A 15,155-nucleotide genomic window follows, 5' to 3' on the forward strand; every position below is an offset into this window, starting at 1 on the left:
CCGTGCCGTGCTCTTCGACCTCGATGGCGTCGTCCGTCACTTCGACCCCGAGAACGTTACGCGCATTGAGCGAGCTCACGAACTCGAACCCGGCTCCATCGAGGCGATCGCCTTCGCTCCACATCGTCTCGAACAGGTGACGACCGGCCGCATCTCTCGCCGCGAGTGGGTTGAGCGGATCGGCGTGGAGCTCGGCAACGATGAAGCTGCTGAGGCGTGGGGGAGTCAGCCCTTCCATGTCAACGAAGAGGTGCTCGACCTTGTCGATGAACTGCGAGCGAGCGGCATCCGCACCGCCATCCTGACCAACGGGACTGACACGATCTCTGCTGAAGTCGAGTCGATGAACATCGACTCTCACTTCGAGGCCCTCTTCAACTCCGCCGAGATCGGTTGGACGAAGCCTGACGTGCGGGCGTTCCAGCACGTGCTCGGCGCGATGCAGCTCGCGCCGCAGGAGGTCTTCTTCACCGATGATTCGGAGAGCAAGCTCGTCGGGGCGGAAAAGCTCGGGATGCCAACACATCACTTCAAAGGAGTGGCGGGACTTCGCGAGGCGCTCCGGGCAGTGGGAGCACTTCACACGGCTCGAAGTGATGCGTAGGTGGTTGACTCTGCGCAGTCTTGGAGCCACTGATCTGCCTGTTGCCGCCCGCCACGGGGCAGGGCCATTGGACTCTCAGCGCTGTGGGGGCAGGATAAACACGGTTTCGTATGAGTGAACTTCACCGTTGACGTCGCCGACGCTCGCGATCGTGTAGGGGCTGAGGTTCAGTGTGTCGCCCGCATACAGCGGTGTCAGGTACGCCTGGTTCGTCGGCTCCATCGAGTGCAAGCTGCCGCGTCGAACCGCATTCAGCGCCTCGAACGAATAGTGCCCAACGCAGAGCCGATCGCGGATTGCAGCCTTGGAATCCCCCGGTGCGACCAAGTACGAAGCCAGACTCCCATCCTCCGCGTAGGTCACTGTGCCTTCAGCTTCCGCCCGCGGGCCGAAATCAGCCAAGGCCGCGTATAGGCCCACATCTAGCAGCTCATCGCTCAGGATCGTGGAATCGCCGCGGGGCAGCCGGCATTCCTGTGATGCTTCGGGCGATGGTGTCCCGCTCGGCACTGGCTCCGTGCTCGGACCATCCGCTGTTGTGACCGTCGCTGGTGTCTCGACAGCTTCTGGAACCAAGGCCGTACACCCGACGAGCGTTGCAGTGCAGAGTGCAGAGACGAGGGCGACCGTGAGGACGTTTGTGCGTTTCCACATGACCGCACGCTATCCAATGCCTGCGCTAGAACACCAGCTGCCGCGCATCCTCTACCCTCATGGCTTCCTGCCACTGCCGGCTGGACAAGTACATTGAAGCAATGTCGCTCCTTCGAACCGGCCGCTTCCCGCTTTATGGCACCGCTGTCGTCGTCTTCTTGCTCGGTAGCCTGACCGGCTGCGCTTCGTCCCCGAACCTCGGGGACGAGACCTCGACGGCGCAGCCCTCGACAGCATCGCCGACGCCGACACCGACGTCGACTGCCGGCGATGATGAAGTAACCTGTGCGGCGCTGGGCGACGTGCGGACCATTCTCTACAATGCGCGAGCCGCGTTCGAAACCGATCGCATGAGTCAGGACGAGCTGAACCATTGGGCGGACCTCGCCTCTCGGGTTCTCAGCAACACCCCTAGCGCCGACCACGGGTCAATAGCTGACGCGGTCGACGCCGTGAAAGAGGCGGCTCCTGATGGGCAATCGCTTCTCGGGGCCTTCGCGTTAGGAGCGCATGACCCCACCGCGGAACTCGCGGCTGCGTGCGAAGCCGCCGGCTTCGCTGTTGTCATGTCCGGGTTTGTCGGCGGCTGACGGAAGACTGACCAGGGCACAGCCCCTGCCATCAGCGTGACTATGACCCAACCGCTCTGGCCGCCTCGCGTCTCACATGGACGCTGGCCCGTATACTCGCGACGTGACTCTGCTCTCGATAGTGCAATTGGAAGTGTTCCAAATGGTCGCTCGCGACGTCGCATGCGAGGATTGGGTGAATCTCGTCACAAAATGCGTGAAGGTAGTTATCCGTGAGCCCAGTGCTTCGGTGGGCGAACTTGATTTTGGTCTGATCGCCGCTCTCGCTGCGGGACTAGGAGCCATTGCCGCTGCGATCGTGGCGACAGTGAACCTGCGAATCGACTATGTGGCGCGCCGCGACGAAAGGGTGTCGGAGCTGGTGGCGCATTTTATGTCGCCGGAAGTGGCGAACGCGCGAGACATCGTGACTAGTCGCGAGAGCAAGTTTCACACCGATGATTCTCGAAGGGCGGTGTTCCTTCTGCTTTGGACTATCGAGCGCGTCGGTGCCGACCTTGATGCGCTTCGGCCGAGCTGGGCGACCAAGATCGCGTACTCTCACGGACGGCAGCCTCGTCAAGCTAGTGGTGTTGAGGTCTTGTATGCGAATTTGGCGAGAGTGACTCGATCCCTCAACAGGTACTTTCGATCCGATGCAGCAAATCACTATTTCGACGGGAGCATACGGACGGCGAATCGCGTGCTGTTGAGCTTGCCTGATTGGCATGCAATGTCACCCGAAGCGTTTAAGACTCGAATTATTTCGGCGTCGCCACAGGAAGATTTTCGCAGTCGTCATGTTTACTTGCTTGTGCCCCCATCGAACGAGTTCCGCCCGCCTTGGGGGACCGGTGGAACGAACGGGTTCCAGCGCGTGGGGCGGGCATTCCGGGCATGGCGCAATCGGGTATCTAGGGCTGTAGCGGCTAACGACGACAAGACCGCGGGGAGGGGGTAGGGGGCAACTACACCCGCTCCCGCCACGAAATCCCCCGCCCAGCGATCCTTCTCCCGGCTTCCTCCGCCGCCACCGGCTCCCCAACATCCGCCCCAACCTCGAGCCCCACGACCGAGTGCACGATCGTCTCGTCATACACGTGCACGAGGTTGTACCCCTGCGCAGCATCCTGCCCCCGCGTCGCTCCGACGGGCTGAGCCAGATCCTGCCCGTACGCACTCGACGATGCGGCCGCCACCGGGATCCCTGCGAACGTCCCGAACGACGGGTGGTGCACGTGCCCCGACAGGATCCCCCGCACATCCGAACCACGCAACACCTCAGCAAGGGAAGCCTGCTCTCGCAGCTCCACCGTGACCGCGAGGTCGAGCACCGTCGGCAGCGGCGGGTGATGGATCAGCAGCAGCGAACCCTCCGGCGCGGGCGTAGACAGCTCAGCCGCAAGCCACTCCAACTGCGCCTCATCGACCCGCCCCCAGTGCTGCCCCGGCACCGTCGAGTCCAGCACGATCACCCGCATTCCACCGAACCAGCGCACCTCCACGACCGCATCCGAAGCGCCACCGGCGAGCCCCAACTCCGCCCGCATCGCCCCGCGCTCGTCGTGGTTGCCCATGGCCCACACCACTTCACAGCCCAACGCCTCCACCGCCGGCGCCACCAACTCCCGCAACCGCCGATACGACGACGCGTCCCCCCGATCCGCGAGATCGCCCGTGAACAGCAGAGCATCAGGGCGGAGCCCCGAAGACACCAACCGCGACAACACAGAAGCGAGGTTCGCATCGGCATCCGCCCCACTGCCGTACAGTGGCGCGCGTTCACCGGGAAGGTGCGTATCGGAGATGTGCACGAAGGTGTGCGATGGGCGAGAGTGCTCGGTGAGGATCATTTCTCTTCCAGTGAGACGACGAACAAGTACAGGACAGAAGTCAGATGGCCGCTGCGGTCGACCCGGGCACGAGAGTTCCGACGAACGGCTGCCGAACGGTCTCGGCAGCATCAGAACCCGAGGTCAGAAGAAGCTGCATAGTCTCGACAGCCGCTGCAGCAACGGCCTCGACCGGAATCCGCAGCGTCGTCAGCCCCAGCAGGTCGGCACCGGGAAGGATGCCGTCGCACCCCGTCACGGTCACATCCTCGGGCACAGACAGCCCCGCAGCACGCACCGCGCGCATGACCGCGAGCTGCCGATAGTCCGACGCACACATCACGGCCGTGGCCCCATCGCGCACGGCATCCAGCGCCTCATCCACTCCATCGGTCGGCGCCGCCCCCGCAGACACCCGCGTCACCGCGGCCCCACCGGCGACCAACGTCGACTCCATGGCCGACGCCCGCAGATGCTCCGCGAACGACACGTCCTCGGCCCCTGAGAGCACGACCACGCGCCGGTGCCCCAGCGACAAGACGTGCGACACCAGCATCCGCCCGTGCTCCGGATCGTCGTAGTGCGCGGTGTGAATCCGCTCCGCCGTCTCGACCCGCCCCGCGCGCACGATCGGCACCTGGTCGGCGAACGGCTCGAGCTGTGCGGCCGTGATGCCACCGGTCGCGACGATCAGTCCGGCCACCCGCATGCCGAGCAGCCGATGCAGCGCGTTCACCTGCTCGGCGCCCTGCACGTCGGCGCCGATCGTCACGGTCACGAGGTCGAGGCCACGCCTGTGCGCCTCATCCTGCAGCCGCGAGAACAGCAGACCGTATGCCGGGTTGCTCGCGTCGCGCAGCATCAGCCCGACCGTGCCGGTGCGACCGGCGGCGAGCTCGGCGGCCATCGTGTTGCGCACGTACCCGAGGCGCTCGGCCTCGGCGAGGATCCGCTCCTGGGTCTCGGGAGCGAATCGCCCCTCGCCCTTGAGCGCACGGGTCGCCGTCGCCCGGGAGACTCCGGCGGCAGCGGCCACATCGCTGACCGTGACGCGCAGCCCCGGAGCACCGGCATCCGCACCACTCACGCGCGTGCCTTCTTGGCCTTGCGGGGCGCTCCTGCGCGCGAACCTCGTCCATACACGAGATACATGGTGACACCCATGATGATCATGAGCAGCACTGTATAGACGAACGTGATCGGCATCGCGTCGAGGTTGTTCTCGCCGCGCGTGCTCTCTTGGATCGCCACACCCAACGGCTTGAACAGCGGGTGGTAGAGGAAGATCGCCGCGTCGTAGTCATCGAGCAGGCTGTTGAAGTTCAGCGCCGTGATCGCCGCAGCGGTCGGCAGCACGAGCGGAACCAGCACCTTGCGGAACGTCGTCAGCGACTTCGCTCCGAGGATGCGCGAGGCGTCTTCGAGCGAATCGGGCACCGACGCGAACCCGGCCTTGAGCAGGCGCAGCGTGAACGGGATCTTCACACAGATGTAGGCGATGAGCAGCAGGATCGGCGTGCCGGTGAGCACGAGCCCGCCCACGATCGCCCGCGGCTCGTCGAACGCGGTCACGAGGGCGAGCGCGATCAGCACGATCGGCAGGATCCACGGGATGTGCAGCACGTACTCGATCGCGGTGGTCAGCAGGTTGCGGTGCTTCTGCAGCATCCGCGCCACGAACAGCAGCCCGCCGACCACGACGATCGACGCCACGGCGCTGTAGACGACGCTGACGATGAACGGGCGGATCGCCTCGGCGCTCGAGAACACGGTGACGTAGTTGTCGAGCGTGAAGCTGTCGAGGGTGATCGACCCGGCGAGGATGCTGCGCGCATCGACGAACGAGAAGATCACGATCAGCACGACCGGGATCAGGTAGATCACCCACAGCAGGTAGGCGATGACGTGCACGACGACGTTCGCGAACGGGTTGCGGATCTTCTGCTTCTGGATCGGCGTCGCCACCTTCGCGACGGAGAAGTACACGCCCGACTTCTCGAAGCGGTTCATGATCGCGAGCAGGATGATCGTCGCGATGCCGAGCACGATCGCCAGGAGGGCTGCGATGTCCCGCGTGATGGGGCTGCGCGAGAGGTCGATGATCAGCGGCGCAACGGTCTGGAAGTCGGGACCGCCGAGCACGAGGGGAGCCGTCAGCGCCCCGAGCCCGATGAGGAACGTGAGCACCGTGACCGCGAACAGCATCGGCTTCATCACCGGCAGCACGATGCGGCGCAGGATGGTCCAGGTCGAGGCGCCCATGAGCTTCGCCGCCTCGATCGACGCGTAGTCGACCTTGCCGAGGGAGGACGAGAGGAACAGCATGTGGTTCGTCGTGGTCGCGAACGTCATCACGAAGACGACAGCGAAGTAGCCCGAGAACCAGTCGCGGTCCATGTCAGGCCACACGTTGACCATCATGTTCGTGAAGAACCCGAACCGGCCGTAGATGAAGTTGTATCCCGCGGCCAGCACGATGCCGCCGTAGATCAGGGTGGTGGCATAGCCGAGCCAGAGGATCTTCGCGCCGCGCACCTGGAAGTACTTCGTCACCAGCACGATGAACACACCGACCACGTTGACGGTGATCGACAGGGTGACGGCGAGCAGGAAGCTGTTGCCGAGGGTCTTCAGCGCGCGCTCGCTGCCGAACAGCTTCTCGACGGCGCGGATGCTGAACTGCCCGTCGGGGAAGAACGTGACGCCGAGCAGGGCGGCGTTCGGCAGCACGAGGAAGGCGGCTGCGAACCAGATCACGATGATGCCCGTGATCCAGGCGAGCGGCGAGCGCAGCATCGCCTTCACGCTGCCGGGCTTTCCTCTTTTACGGGGCCGCGGTCCCGGCGTCTGACCCTCGACGACCGCGTGGGTCGTCAAGGAGCCGGCTTCTCCGGTCACGGCCGCTGACGGCGGGACCGCGGGGTCTGTGGGGTTCTGGGAGTTCTGCGAGTTCTGGGGAGTCGACATGTCACGCCGCCGGGTACTGCAGGATCCAGCGGGGGTCGACGACGACGCGCACCGCGTCGCCCGGGTTCCACTGGCGGGCGCTCGCCGCGGCGGGAACGCTGACGCGCAGCGCTGCATCCTCTGCCGTCACCGTGTAGACGCTGTGGCTGCCGTGGTACGTGCGGTCGACGATGGTGCCATCGAGGGAGGCGGATGCCGTCGAGCTGTCGTGCGCCTCGGCCAGGTGCAGCTTCTCGGGCCGCACATAGCTGTCTGCCGTGGCATCCAGTCCGCCGCCGAGGCTCGTGATCTGCGCCGGGCTGAGACGGTTGTTCTCGCCGATGAACCGGCAGACGAACGGCGTCGCGCTGCGGTCGTAGATCTCCTCGGGAGTGCCGACCTGCTGCAGCGTGCCGGCGTCGAGCACGGCGATGCGGTCGCTGAGGGTGAGCGCTTCTTCTTGATCGTGCGTGACGTAGACCGTGGTCACGCCGACCTCGCGCTGCAGCTCTTTCAGCTGCTCACGCAGCTGCACGCGCAGCTTCGCGTCGAGGTTCGACAGCGGCTCGTCGAGCAGCAGGATGCTGGGGGTCAGCGCGAGCGCGCGGGCGATGGCCACGCGCTGCTGCTGCCCACCCGAGAGCTCCGACACGTTCTTCTCGAGCTGCGACTGCGCGAGCCCGGTGCGGTCGGCGATCTCGTCGACGCGGCGGCGCTGGTCGGCCTTCGACGTCTTCTGGACAGAGAGGCCGAACGCGATGTTCTCGCGCACGTTCATGCTCGGGAACAGCGCGTAGTTCTGGAACACCATGCCCACGCCGCGCTTCTCGCTCGGCACGCGCGTGACATCGCGCCCGCCGATCAGGATGCGCCCGCCGGTCGGCTCGACGAACCCGGCGAGTGTGCGGAGGGCCGTGGTCTTGCCGCATCCGGACGGACCCAGGAGGGTGAAGAACTCACCCTCCTGGATCTCCAGATCGAGGTGCGAGACCGCATGGTGATCGCCGAACGCGACCTCGACATCTTCGAAACGGATCATGCTGTCTTTCCGGCTAGGTGGTGAAGAGGGGTTCGGTTCGATCAGCCGATGTACTCGAGCGTGACCTTCTCGACCCACGCTCCGAGGTTCTCGCTCACGAAGCCGAAGTCGATGTCCTGACGGTCGAGGGTGCCCATGAGCTCGACGACCTCGGGGTTGGCCTGCTCGACCGCGCCCTCGTTGACGGGCATCGAGTTGAACTCGGCGGCGAACTCGCCCTGCACCTCGGCACTGCCGAACCAGTTGATGAACTCCTGCGCCTTGGCCTCGTTGCCGGTGCCGTTGATCTGCGCGATCTGCTCGGTGACATACGGCACGCCGTAGTCGGGAACGATCATGCCGGTCTTGGTGCCGTACTCCTCGTCACGGGCGGCGATGCCGCTCGAGGGGAGCACGCCGTAGTCGATCTCGTCACGCGTGATGCGGGCGTAGAGGTCGGTGCCTTCGACCGCGGGCGAGCCGTTGGCGTAGTACGCCTCGACGAGCTCCCAGCCCTCGTCGCTGACGCCCAGGTCGCCGTCCTCATCGAGGTGACGCGACAGGATGCTGGCGAGCACGAGCTGCGGGGTGGCCTGGCCGAGCGCCGGGTTGACCTCGTAGCGGCCGGCGTACTCCTCGGTCCAGAGGTCCTCCTCGTCGGAGGGGGCGTCGGTGGTCGTGTTCTCGTCGTAGACGGTGACGATGGCCTGCTCGACGAGCGGCCAGAAGGCGCCGTCAGCCGGGTCGCCCGCGTCGGCGGGAACCTCTCCGCTCCACTCGGGCTCGTAGGCGGTGATCGCCTCTTCGGCCTTGAGCTGCTCGAAGAACATGTTGTTCAGACCGAACACGACGTCGCCGACGGGGTTGTTCTTCTCGGCGATGATGCGGTTGGTCAGGTCGGCGCCGCCGAGGCCCACGATCTCGATGTCGATGCCGGCATCCGCTGCCTTCTCGGTGATCCACTCACCACGGCCGTCGCTGTTCGAGTTGGTGTAGACGATGAGGGTCGCATCCGACCCGCCGTCGCTCGAGCCGCCGTCGGTCTCGGTGCTGCCGCCTGCGCAGCCGGTCAGGGTCACGGCCGCCACCGCAGCGATTCCCAGGAGAGACCAGCGCTTCTTTCGGATGTCGACCATGGTCGCCTTTCTCGTCATCGAGGTATGTCTGATCCGACTTTACCCCGGTGTTGTGGTTTATGTACAACGATCTGTCTGTTTCTTAGCCGCGTTCGCGCGACCGCACTCAAGATAGGCGGCGGAGGTGAACGCAGGGGGAGTGCGAAGTGAACGTTGCGCGGTTCGATGGGCGCGTTTCGTCTCGCTCGGCTTCGCCGTGCTCGCTCAACGACCGGGGGATGCCGTGCGATGGGCGCGTTTCGTCTCGCTCGGCTTCGCCGTGCTCGCTCAACGACCGGGTATGCCGTTCGTTGAGCGAAGACGACGAAGTCGCCTGAGACGAAACGTGGTGGGCCGATATGGGCGCGTTTCGTCTCGCTCGGCTTCGCCGTGCTCGCTCAACGACCGCGGCTGGCGTCAGGCGGAGAAGGCGGGCACGGCCTCGATCAGCATCCGGGTGTACTCCTCCTGGGGAGCCGTGAAGATCTGCGTCGCGTCACCGCACTCGACGAGCTTTCCGTTCTTGAGAACGGCGACGCGGTCGGCGGTCTCGGCGACGACTCCGAGGTCGTGCGTGATGAAGAGGTAGGTCAGCTCGCGCTCGCGCTGAAGCTCGTCGAGCAGGGCGAGGATCTGCGCCTGCACCGACACGTCGAGCGCCGAGACCGCCTCGTCGAGCACGAGGAACTCGGGATCCAGCGCGAGGGCGCGGGCGATCGCCACGCGCTGTCGCTGGCCGCCGGAGAGCTCGTCGGGGAAGCGGCCGAGCATCCCGTCGGGGAGAGCGACCTGCTCCGACAGCTCGAGAGCGCGCTTCGATCGAGACTGTCGATCGCCCTCGCCGAACGACAGCAGCGGCTCGGTGATGAGCTGCTCGATCGTCATGCGCGGGTTCAGCGAGTCGAACGGGCTCTGGTAGACCATCTGGAACCGCCGCCGCAGCTGACGCAGCTTCTCGCCCTTGAGGTGCGTGATGTCCTCGCCGGCGAAGGAGATCGATCCCGACGTCGGCTCCTCGAGGCGCAGCACGAGTCGCGCGAGCGTGCTCTTGCCCGATCCGGATTCGCCCACGACGGCGAGCGTCTCACCGCGGCGCACCTCGAGCGAGACGGCGTCGACGGCCGTGAGTGTGCGGCGGTCGCCCGCGCCCTTCGGCAGCGGGAAGATCTTGGTCAGCTCGGTCACCCGCACGATCGGCTCTCCGCCGAACTCGATGCGGGCCGTGGTCGATGCGGTCCGACGCTCGTGCGCACTCAACCGGGGTGCTGCGGCGATGAGCTTGCGCGTGTACTCGTGCGTCGGAGCGTTCATCACCTGCTCTGCGGGCCCGGAATCGACGATCTCGCCCTGCTTCATGACGATGACCCGGTCGGCCCGTTCGGCCGCCATCCCCAGGTCGTGGGTGATGAGCAGGATCGCCGTTCCGAGTTCTCGGGTCAGGTTCGCGAGATGGTCGAGGATCTGCTTCTGCACCGTCACATCGAGAGCGCTCGTGGGCTCATCGGCGATGATCAGGCTCGGCTGCGCGGCCAGTGCCCCCGCGATCAGCGCGCGCTGCTTCATGCCACCCGAGAACTGATGCGGGTACTGCTTCGCCCGCTCGGCCGGATACGTCAGCCCTGCCATCTCGAGCAGTTCGACCGCGCGATCGTGGGCGTCATGCTTCGTCGCGAGTCCGTGCACGAGCAGCGGCTCCGCCACCTGCACGCCCACGCGCCGCACGGGATTGAGAGACAGTGCCGGATCCTGAGGCACCAGCCCGATGAGACGCCCGCGGATGCTGCGCCAGCGGCGCTCGCTCAGTGGGATGAGGTCTTCGCCCTCGAACTCGATGCGCCCGCTCACCACTTCGGCGTTGGGAGCGAGAAGATTCATGATCGACTGCGCGACGGTGCTCTTGCCCGAGCCCGACTCGCCCACGATCGCGACCACCTCGCCGCGACCCACGCTCAGGTCGACGCCCCGCACCGCATCGACCTCGCGGTCGCCGATCCGGTAGGCGACGCGCAGGTCTTCGACACGCAGGATGTCATCACGCGCGGCGGGTTGCCCGCTGGGCGTCGGGTTCACGGACTCGCCGAGTCGAGCGGACTCATCGGCGGTCGCGGCGACGTCGTTCGGCATGCGTCCTCCTCATCGAGCACGGGTCGTGCCATCAGCACTGATCATCTTCCGTTCACGCTAGGCGTGCGGATTCATCCTGATCAAGCCCTACATCGGCATTGGGCTATGCGCTCGCTGCATCGATCACGCGGAGTCATCCACCTCGTCGACCAGGCTCAGCAGTCGTTCCACGAGCGGATTGTGAGACTCCGCGTTCCACGCGATGTCGAGTTCGACGCTGTTCACCCGCGACGACGGATCGGCGTCGCTGATCGGCAGCAGCGTCACCGAGTCGGGGGAGATCCGCTCGGCGGACTCGGGCACCAGCGTGAACCCGATGCCGGCGCTGACCATCGCGAGCAGCGCGGGCACCTGCCCGGCGTACTGCACGATGTGCGGATGCACACCGCTCGCCACGAACATCGACAGCAGCAGGTCGTGGAAGTACCGTGCGCCGCTCGGCGAGTACATGAGCAGCGACTCGTCTTTGAGATCGATGAGCTTCAGCGGCTCGCCGCGCTGCGCGAGGGCCGAATCGCTCGGAAGAGCCACCGACAGGCGCTCGCGGTAGACCGCGCGACTGCTGATCTGCGGTCGGGCGAGCAGCGGCCGCATCAGGCCGATGTCGACCGTGCCCTTCTCGAGCTCCTCCACCTGGTCGAGGGAGACGAGCTCGCGCAGCAGCAGCGTGACACCGGGCAGTTCGGCTGACGCGCGGCGCAGCAGATCGGGCACGACCGCCTGGCCCGCCATCGCCGTGTACGCGATCGTGACGGTGCCGGCCGCGCCCTCGCCGACGGAGCGCACATCGGAGACGGCCTTCGCCGCGAGGTCGAGGAGGCGACGGGCGTTGGGAAGCAGCGCGCGCCCGGCCTGGGTCAGCGCCACACGACGACTGGTGCGGTCGAACAGCCTGGTCGAGAGCTCGCGCTCGAGCTGCTGGATCTGACGACTGAGTGGCGGCTGGGTCATCTTCAGCCGTGTCGCCGCCGCCCCGAAGTGCAGCTCTTCGGCCACGGCGATGAAGCATTCGAGCTGTACCAGCGAGATCATCGATCCACTCCCGACATCAATCAGTGCGACTTTTGGTTTGTCTGCGCATCTGTCCCCACCATAGTGTCGGAGAAACTCGATGACGCGGAATCCGCTGATGCGGAGTCCCGGAGTCTCACCAACGGAGGCGTGATGTCCGAAGAGCTCCTGCTGTCTGTCCCTGCTGCCACGCGGCTGGCCGAGAACGCGGTGCGGTCCGTCCGCATCACGCCCGTGGCCTTCCACGACCCGCCCTTGCTCAACACCGTCGGCGTGCACGAGCCCCTGGCGCTGCGCGCCATCGTTCAGGTGATCACCGAGTCGGGGGTCGTCGGGCTCGGCGAGACCTATGGCGACAGTGCGCACCTGCAGCGGATGGAGGTCGCCGCCGACGCGGTGCTCGGATGCGACGTGTTCGCGACCAATGATCTGCGCGCGCGGGTCGAACGCAGCGTGGCCGGCGACGGCATCCGCGGTGGGCATGGCATGTCGGGCATGGTCACGGGCACCAGCACGGGCGACCGCGTGCTCTCGCCGTTCGATGTCGCCACCGTCGACATCCGCGGAAAGCTGCTCGGGGTGCCGGCGAGCGAGCTGCTGGGCGGGCGCGTGCGCGATGCCGTTCCGTTCAGCGGCTACCTCTTCTACAAGTGGGCGGGTCATCCGGGAGGGTCCGTCGACGAGTGGGGCGAAGCCCTCACGCCCGAGGGGATCGTCGCGCAGGCGCGGCGCATCGTCGACACCTACGGCTTCACCGCGCTCAAGCTCAAGGCCGGGGTCTTCGCGCCCGACGACGAGATCGCGGCGATCCTGGCGCTGCGCGAGGAGTTTCCCGATCACCCGCTGCGCATCGATCCGAACGGCGCCTGGACCGTCGAGACCTCGCTGCGGGTCGCCGACGCGCTGAAGGACGTGCTCGAATACCTCGAAGACCCCACCCCGGGTCTTGCGGGCATGGCCGAGGTGCGCCGCCACACGGATCTGCCGCTCGCGACCAACATGTGCGTCGTGGCGTTCTCGCACATCCCCGAGGCGGTGCGCCTCGGCGCGATCGACATCGTGCTCTCCGACCACCACTTCTGGGGTGGCCTCGAGCGTTCGCGCCTGCTCGCCGGGTTCGCCGAGACTCTCGGGTGGGGGCTCTCGATGCACTCGAACTCGCACCTCGGCATCAGCCTCGCCGCGATGACCCACCTGGCCGCGGCCACTCCCGGCGTCGGATACGCATGCGACACGCACTGGCCCTGGAAGCGCGAGGACGAGGACGTCATCGCGCCGGGCGCACTGAGCTTCGTCGACGGGTCGCTGGCGGTGCCGACCGCACCGGGCCTCGGCGTCGACCTCGACCCCGAGGCGCTGGCGCGGCTGCATCGGCAGTACCTCGACGGCGGCATCCGCGAGCGCGACGACACCGGCTACATGCAGCGGGTCGACCCCGGATACGTGCTGGAAAGTCCCCGCTGGTGAGCGCGGCGAGCCGTCCGTTGCGCATCGCGGTCACCGACCCGATCATGTCGGCGTTCGCCGATGATCTGCGCCGCACCGAGCGGCCGCACGAGTGGGTGTTCGCCGATCCTGGAGTATCCGGCTCCGCGCGCGCCGCGATCGACGGTGCCGACGTGGTGATCTGCTCGCGGCTCACGACCGACGACATGGCCGGCGCCGATCACGTGCGGCTCGTGCACGCGACGGGTGCCGGAGTCGACCGGATCGATGCCGAAGCCGTGCCCGATGGTGTGCCGCTGTGCAACACCGGTCATCACGGCCCCGCGATCGCAGAGCACGTGATCATGACGGCGCTCATGCTGCGCCGTCGAGCGCTCGAGGCCGACGCCGAGATGCGCCGGGGTGAGTGGCGCACGATCGCCACCGTGCCGGGCTCTCCTCCGGCGGGCGTGCCGTACCACCGATCGCTCGCCGGCAGCACCCTGGGGCTCATCGGCTATGGCGAGATCGGCCGCTCCGTCGCCCACCTCGCGAAGGCTTTCGGAATGCGCGTGGTCGCCCTGCGCCGGCATCCGGACGCGGGCGGACCCGGCACCGAGCTGCTCGATCGCGTGTACGGCGAAGAGCAGCTGCATCCGCTGCTGCGCGAGAGCGATGTGGTCGTCGTCACCGCACCCCTCACCGAGAGCACGCGCGGGATGATCGATGCCGACGCGCTCGCGCAGCTGCACGCCGACGCGCTGATCGTCAACGTCGCCCGTGGCGCGCTCATCGACGAGGACGCGCTGTACGCAGCCCTCGCAGAGAAACGCATCGGAGGAGCGGCGATCGACGTCTGGTGGGATGCGCCGCAGGGCGCCGAGGCGCCTCCTGTCGTGCAGAGGTTCGCCGCGCTCGACCGGGTGGTGCTGACCCCGCACCACTCGGGTCACGCCAGCGAGGTCTTCACCGCGCGCGCCGCCGACATCGCCCGCAACATCGACCTGCTCGACGCCGGTCGTCCCCTCGAGCGTCAGGTGCGCTGAGCAGGACGACCGAGGCTCGCTGGGCAGGAGGACCGAGGCTCGCTGAGCAGGAGGATCGAGGCGCTGAGCTCCTCGGCATCCGGTCAGAACATCTCGACCAGGCGGGTGACGATCAGCGTCACGGCGCCGAGAGCGGACGCCCCGAGGGCGATCGCGCGCGTGCGCCGCCGATTGAGGAACCTGTTCACGAACCGCGACAGCACCACGCCGCCCACAGCGAACGGCGCCATCCAGGCGGCGGTGGCGAGCGCATGCGCGGGGACCGCGCCCCACAGGAACAGGGCCACCAGCGACAGCGACGACCCGACGAGGAAGAACGCCGACATCGTGCCGCGCAGCCGCGGCCCCTCTGACCCCTGCCAGATGATCGCCATCGGCGTGCCGCCCACAGACGTCGTCGTTCCCATGAGGCCCGACAGCGCCCCGGCCACCGCCTGCGTCGTCCTGGTCACCCGCGGGTGCCAGCCGCGCAGCGACATGACGACGCCCAGCAGCACGACGCCGGCGACCGCCCACGACAGCGCGGTCGCCGACATGACGGCGACGAGCCCCGCTGCGACGACGGTTCCCGGCACGCGGCCTGCCAGCGCCCAGCCGGCGCCTCGCAGGTCGAGCGCTGCGCGATCCATCACCACCACGATCAGCGTCACGACCATCGCCAGCATGATCACGAGCACCGGCAGCAGCGTGGCGTCTATGAGGGCGATGAATGGGGCAGCCAGCATGCCCATGCCGAATCCGATCGAGCCCTGCATGCAGGCGGCGGCGAGGATCACCGCACCCAGCAGCGTGAACTCGAGGACCGTCACCA

14 protein-coding genes are annotated in these 15,155 nt (G+C 66.9%); 5 read left to right on the top strand and 9 right to left on the bottom strand.

Going from position 1 to position 15,155, the window contains the following annotated elements; all coding sequences use genetic code 11:
- The first annotated feature begins 7 nt into the window (after positions 1 to 7).
- Positions 8 to 604 carry an HAD family hydrolase gene (locus tag RU09_RS11440; RefSeq protein WP_231567521.1) on the top strand — a complete coding sequence of 199 codons (597 nt, stop codon included), beginning with the start codon at positions 8 to 10 and terminating at the stop codon, positions 602 to 604.
- Between the two features lie 75 nt (positions 605 to 679).
- Here RU09_RS11440 and RU09_RS18515 read toward each other — a convergent pair whose 3' ends face one another.
- On the bottom strand, positions 680 to 1,258 hold the full coding sequence (locus tag RU09_RS18515; protein ID WP_156145909.1) for a hypothetical protein: 579 nt from the start codon (positions 1,256 to 1,258) through the stop codon (positions 680 to 682).
- 101 nt (positions 1,259 to 1,359) lie between these two features.
- Between RU09_RS18515 and RU09_RS11450 the strand changes: the two genes are divergently transcribed.
- Positions 1,360 to 1,848 carry a hypothetical protein gene (locus RU09_RS11450; RefSeq protein ID WP_042540697.1) on the top strand — a complete coding sequence of 163 codons (489 nt, stop codon included), beginning with the start codon at positions 1,360 to 1,362 and terminating at the stop codon, positions 1,846 to 1,848.
- 103 nt (positions 1,849 to 1,951) lie between these two features.
- On the top strand, positions 1,952 to 2,788 hold the full coding sequence (locus RU09_RS18520) for a hypothetical protein (protein ID WP_156145911.1): 837 nt from the start codon (positions 1,952 to 1,954) through the stop codon (positions 2,786 to 2,788).
- Positions 2,789 to 2,795: 7 nt separating this feature from the next.
- On the opposite strand, the gene RU09_RS11455 is transcribed toward RU09_RS18520, so the two are convergent.
- The 7 genes from RU09_RS11455 to RU09_RS11485 form a co-directional block, all read right to left on the bottom strand.
- A complete protein-coding gene (locus RU09_RS11455; RefSeq protein ID WP_331452288.1) occupies positions 2,796 to 3,791 on the bottom strand; it encodes a metallophosphoesterase in 996 nt (331 codons plus the stop codon).
- Entirely contained in the window at positions 3,721 to 4,746 is a 1,026-nt protein-coding gene (locus tag RU09_RS11460; protein WP_052492950.1) for a LacI family DNA-binding transcriptional regulator, read from the bottom strand. The genes RU09_RS11455 and RU09_RS11460 overlap by 71 nt, the downstream gene beginning before the upstream one ends.
- Positions 4,743 to 6,626: an ABC transporter permease gene (locus RU09_RS11465; RefSeq protein ID WP_309692977.1), complete on the bottom strand. Its 1,884-nt coding sequence runs from the start codon at positions 6,624 to 6,626 to the stop codon at positions 4,743 to 4,745. The genes RU09_RS11460 and RU09_RS11465 overlap by 4 nt, the downstream gene beginning before the upstream one ends.
- Before the next feature lies 1 nt (position 6,627).
- Complete coding sequence (locus tag RU09_RS11470) at positions 6,628 to 7,644, bottom strand: ABC transporter ATP-binding protein (protein WP_042540700.1); 1,017 nt, start codon at positions 7,642 to 7,644, stop codon at positions 6,628 to 6,630.
- Positions 7,645 to 7,685: 41 nt separating this feature from the next.
- Positions 7,686 to 8,759 (bottom strand): extracellular solute-binding protein, encoded by a 1,074-nt coding sequence (locus RU09_RS11475; protein WP_042540701.1) that lies wholly within the window; start codon positions 8,757 to 8,759, stop codon positions 7,686 to 7,688.
- Between the two features lie 396 nt (positions 8,760 to 9,155).
- Positions 9,156 to 10,862 carry a dipeptide ABC transporter ATP-binding protein gene (locus RU09_RS11480; RefSeq protein ID WP_079112019.1) on the bottom strand — a complete coding sequence of 569 codons (1,707 nt, stop codon included), beginning with the start codon at positions 10,860 to 10,862 and terminating at the stop codon, positions 9,156 to 9,158.
- Between the two features lie 123 nt (positions 10,863 to 10,985).
- Complete coding sequence (locus RU09_RS11485) at positions 10,986 to 11,894, bottom strand: LysR family transcriptional regulator (protein WP_042540702.1); 909 nt, start codon at positions 11,892 to 11,894, stop codon at positions 10,986 to 10,988.
- A 132-nt stretch (positions 11,895 to 12,026) separates the two neighbouring features.
- On the opposite strand from RU09_RS11485, the gene RU09_RS11490 reads away from it, so the two are divergent.
- Together RU09_RS11490 and RU09_RS11495 are read left to right on the top strand one after the other, a co-directional pair.
- Positions 12,027 to 13,340 (top strand): glucarate dehydratase family protein, encoded by a 1,314-nt coding sequence (locus tag RU09_RS11490; RefSeq protein ID WP_082041103.1) that lies wholly within the window; start codon positions 12,027 to 12,029, stop codon positions 13,338 to 13,340.
- Positions 13,337 to 14,344: a 2-hydroxyacid dehydrogenase gene (locus RU09_RS11495; protein WP_231567522.1), complete on the top strand. Its 1,008-nt coding sequence runs from the start codon at positions 13,337 to 13,339 to the stop codon at positions 14,342 to 14,344. Before RU09_RS11490 ends, RU09_RS11495 begins: the two co-directional genes overlap by 4 nt.
- An 83-nt stretch (positions 14,345 to 14,427) precedes the next feature.
- On the opposite strand, the gene RU09_RS11500 is transcribed toward RU09_RS11495, so the two are convergent.
- Positions 14,428 to 15,153 carry a sulfite exporter TauE/SafE family protein gene (locus RU09_RS11500; RefSeq protein ID WP_042540703.1) on the bottom strand — a complete coding sequence of 242 codons (726 nt, stop codon included), beginning with the start codon at positions 15,151 to 15,153 and terminating at the stop codon, positions 14,428 to 14,430.
- Positions 15,154 to 15,155 lie beyond the last annotated feature (2 nt).

Source organism: Microbacterium sp. MEJ108Y (assembly GCF_000834175.1).
Taxonomy (GTDB): domain Bacteria; phylum Actinomycetota; class Actinomycetes; order Actinomycetales; family Microbacteriaceae; genus Microbacterium; species Microbacterium forte.

Coding starts and splice junctions, on each gene's coding strand:
- RU09_RS18515 (WP_156145909.1), bottom strand. CDS start 1,258: ATGTGGAAACGCACAAACGTCCTCACGGTCGCCCTCGTCTCTGCACTC.
- RU09_RS11450 (WP_042540697.1), top strand. CDS start 1,360: ATGTCGCTCCTTCGAACCGGCCGCTTCCCGCTTTATGGCACCGCTGTC.
- RU09_RS11455 (WP_331452288.1), bottom strand. CDS start 3,791: ATGCTGCCGAGACCGTTCGGCAGCCGTTCGTCGGAACTCTCGTGCCCG.
- RU09_RS11465 (WP_309692977.1), bottom strand. CDS start 6,626: ATGTCGACTCCCCAGAACTCGCAGAACTCCCAGAACCCCACAGACCCC.
- RU09_RS11470 (WP_042540700.1), bottom strand. CDS start 7,644: ATGATCCGTTTCGAAGATGTCGAGGTCGCGTTCGGCGATCACCATGCG.
- RU09_RS11475 (WP_042540701.1), bottom strand. CDS start 8,759: ATGGTCGACATCCGAAAGAAGCGCTGGTCTCTCCTGGGAATCGCTGCG.
- RU09_RS11480 (WP_079112019.1), bottom strand. CDS start 10,862: ATGCCGAACGACGTCGCCGCGACCGCCGATGAGTCCGCTCGACTCGGC.
- RU09_RS11485 (WP_042540702.1), bottom strand. CDS start 11,894: ATGATCTCGCTGGTACAGCTCGAATGCTTCATCGCCGTGGCCGAAGAG.
- RU09_RS11490 (WP_082041103.1), top strand. CDS start 12,027: ATGTCCGAAGAGCTCCTGCTGTCTGTCCCTGCTGCCACGCGGCTGGCC.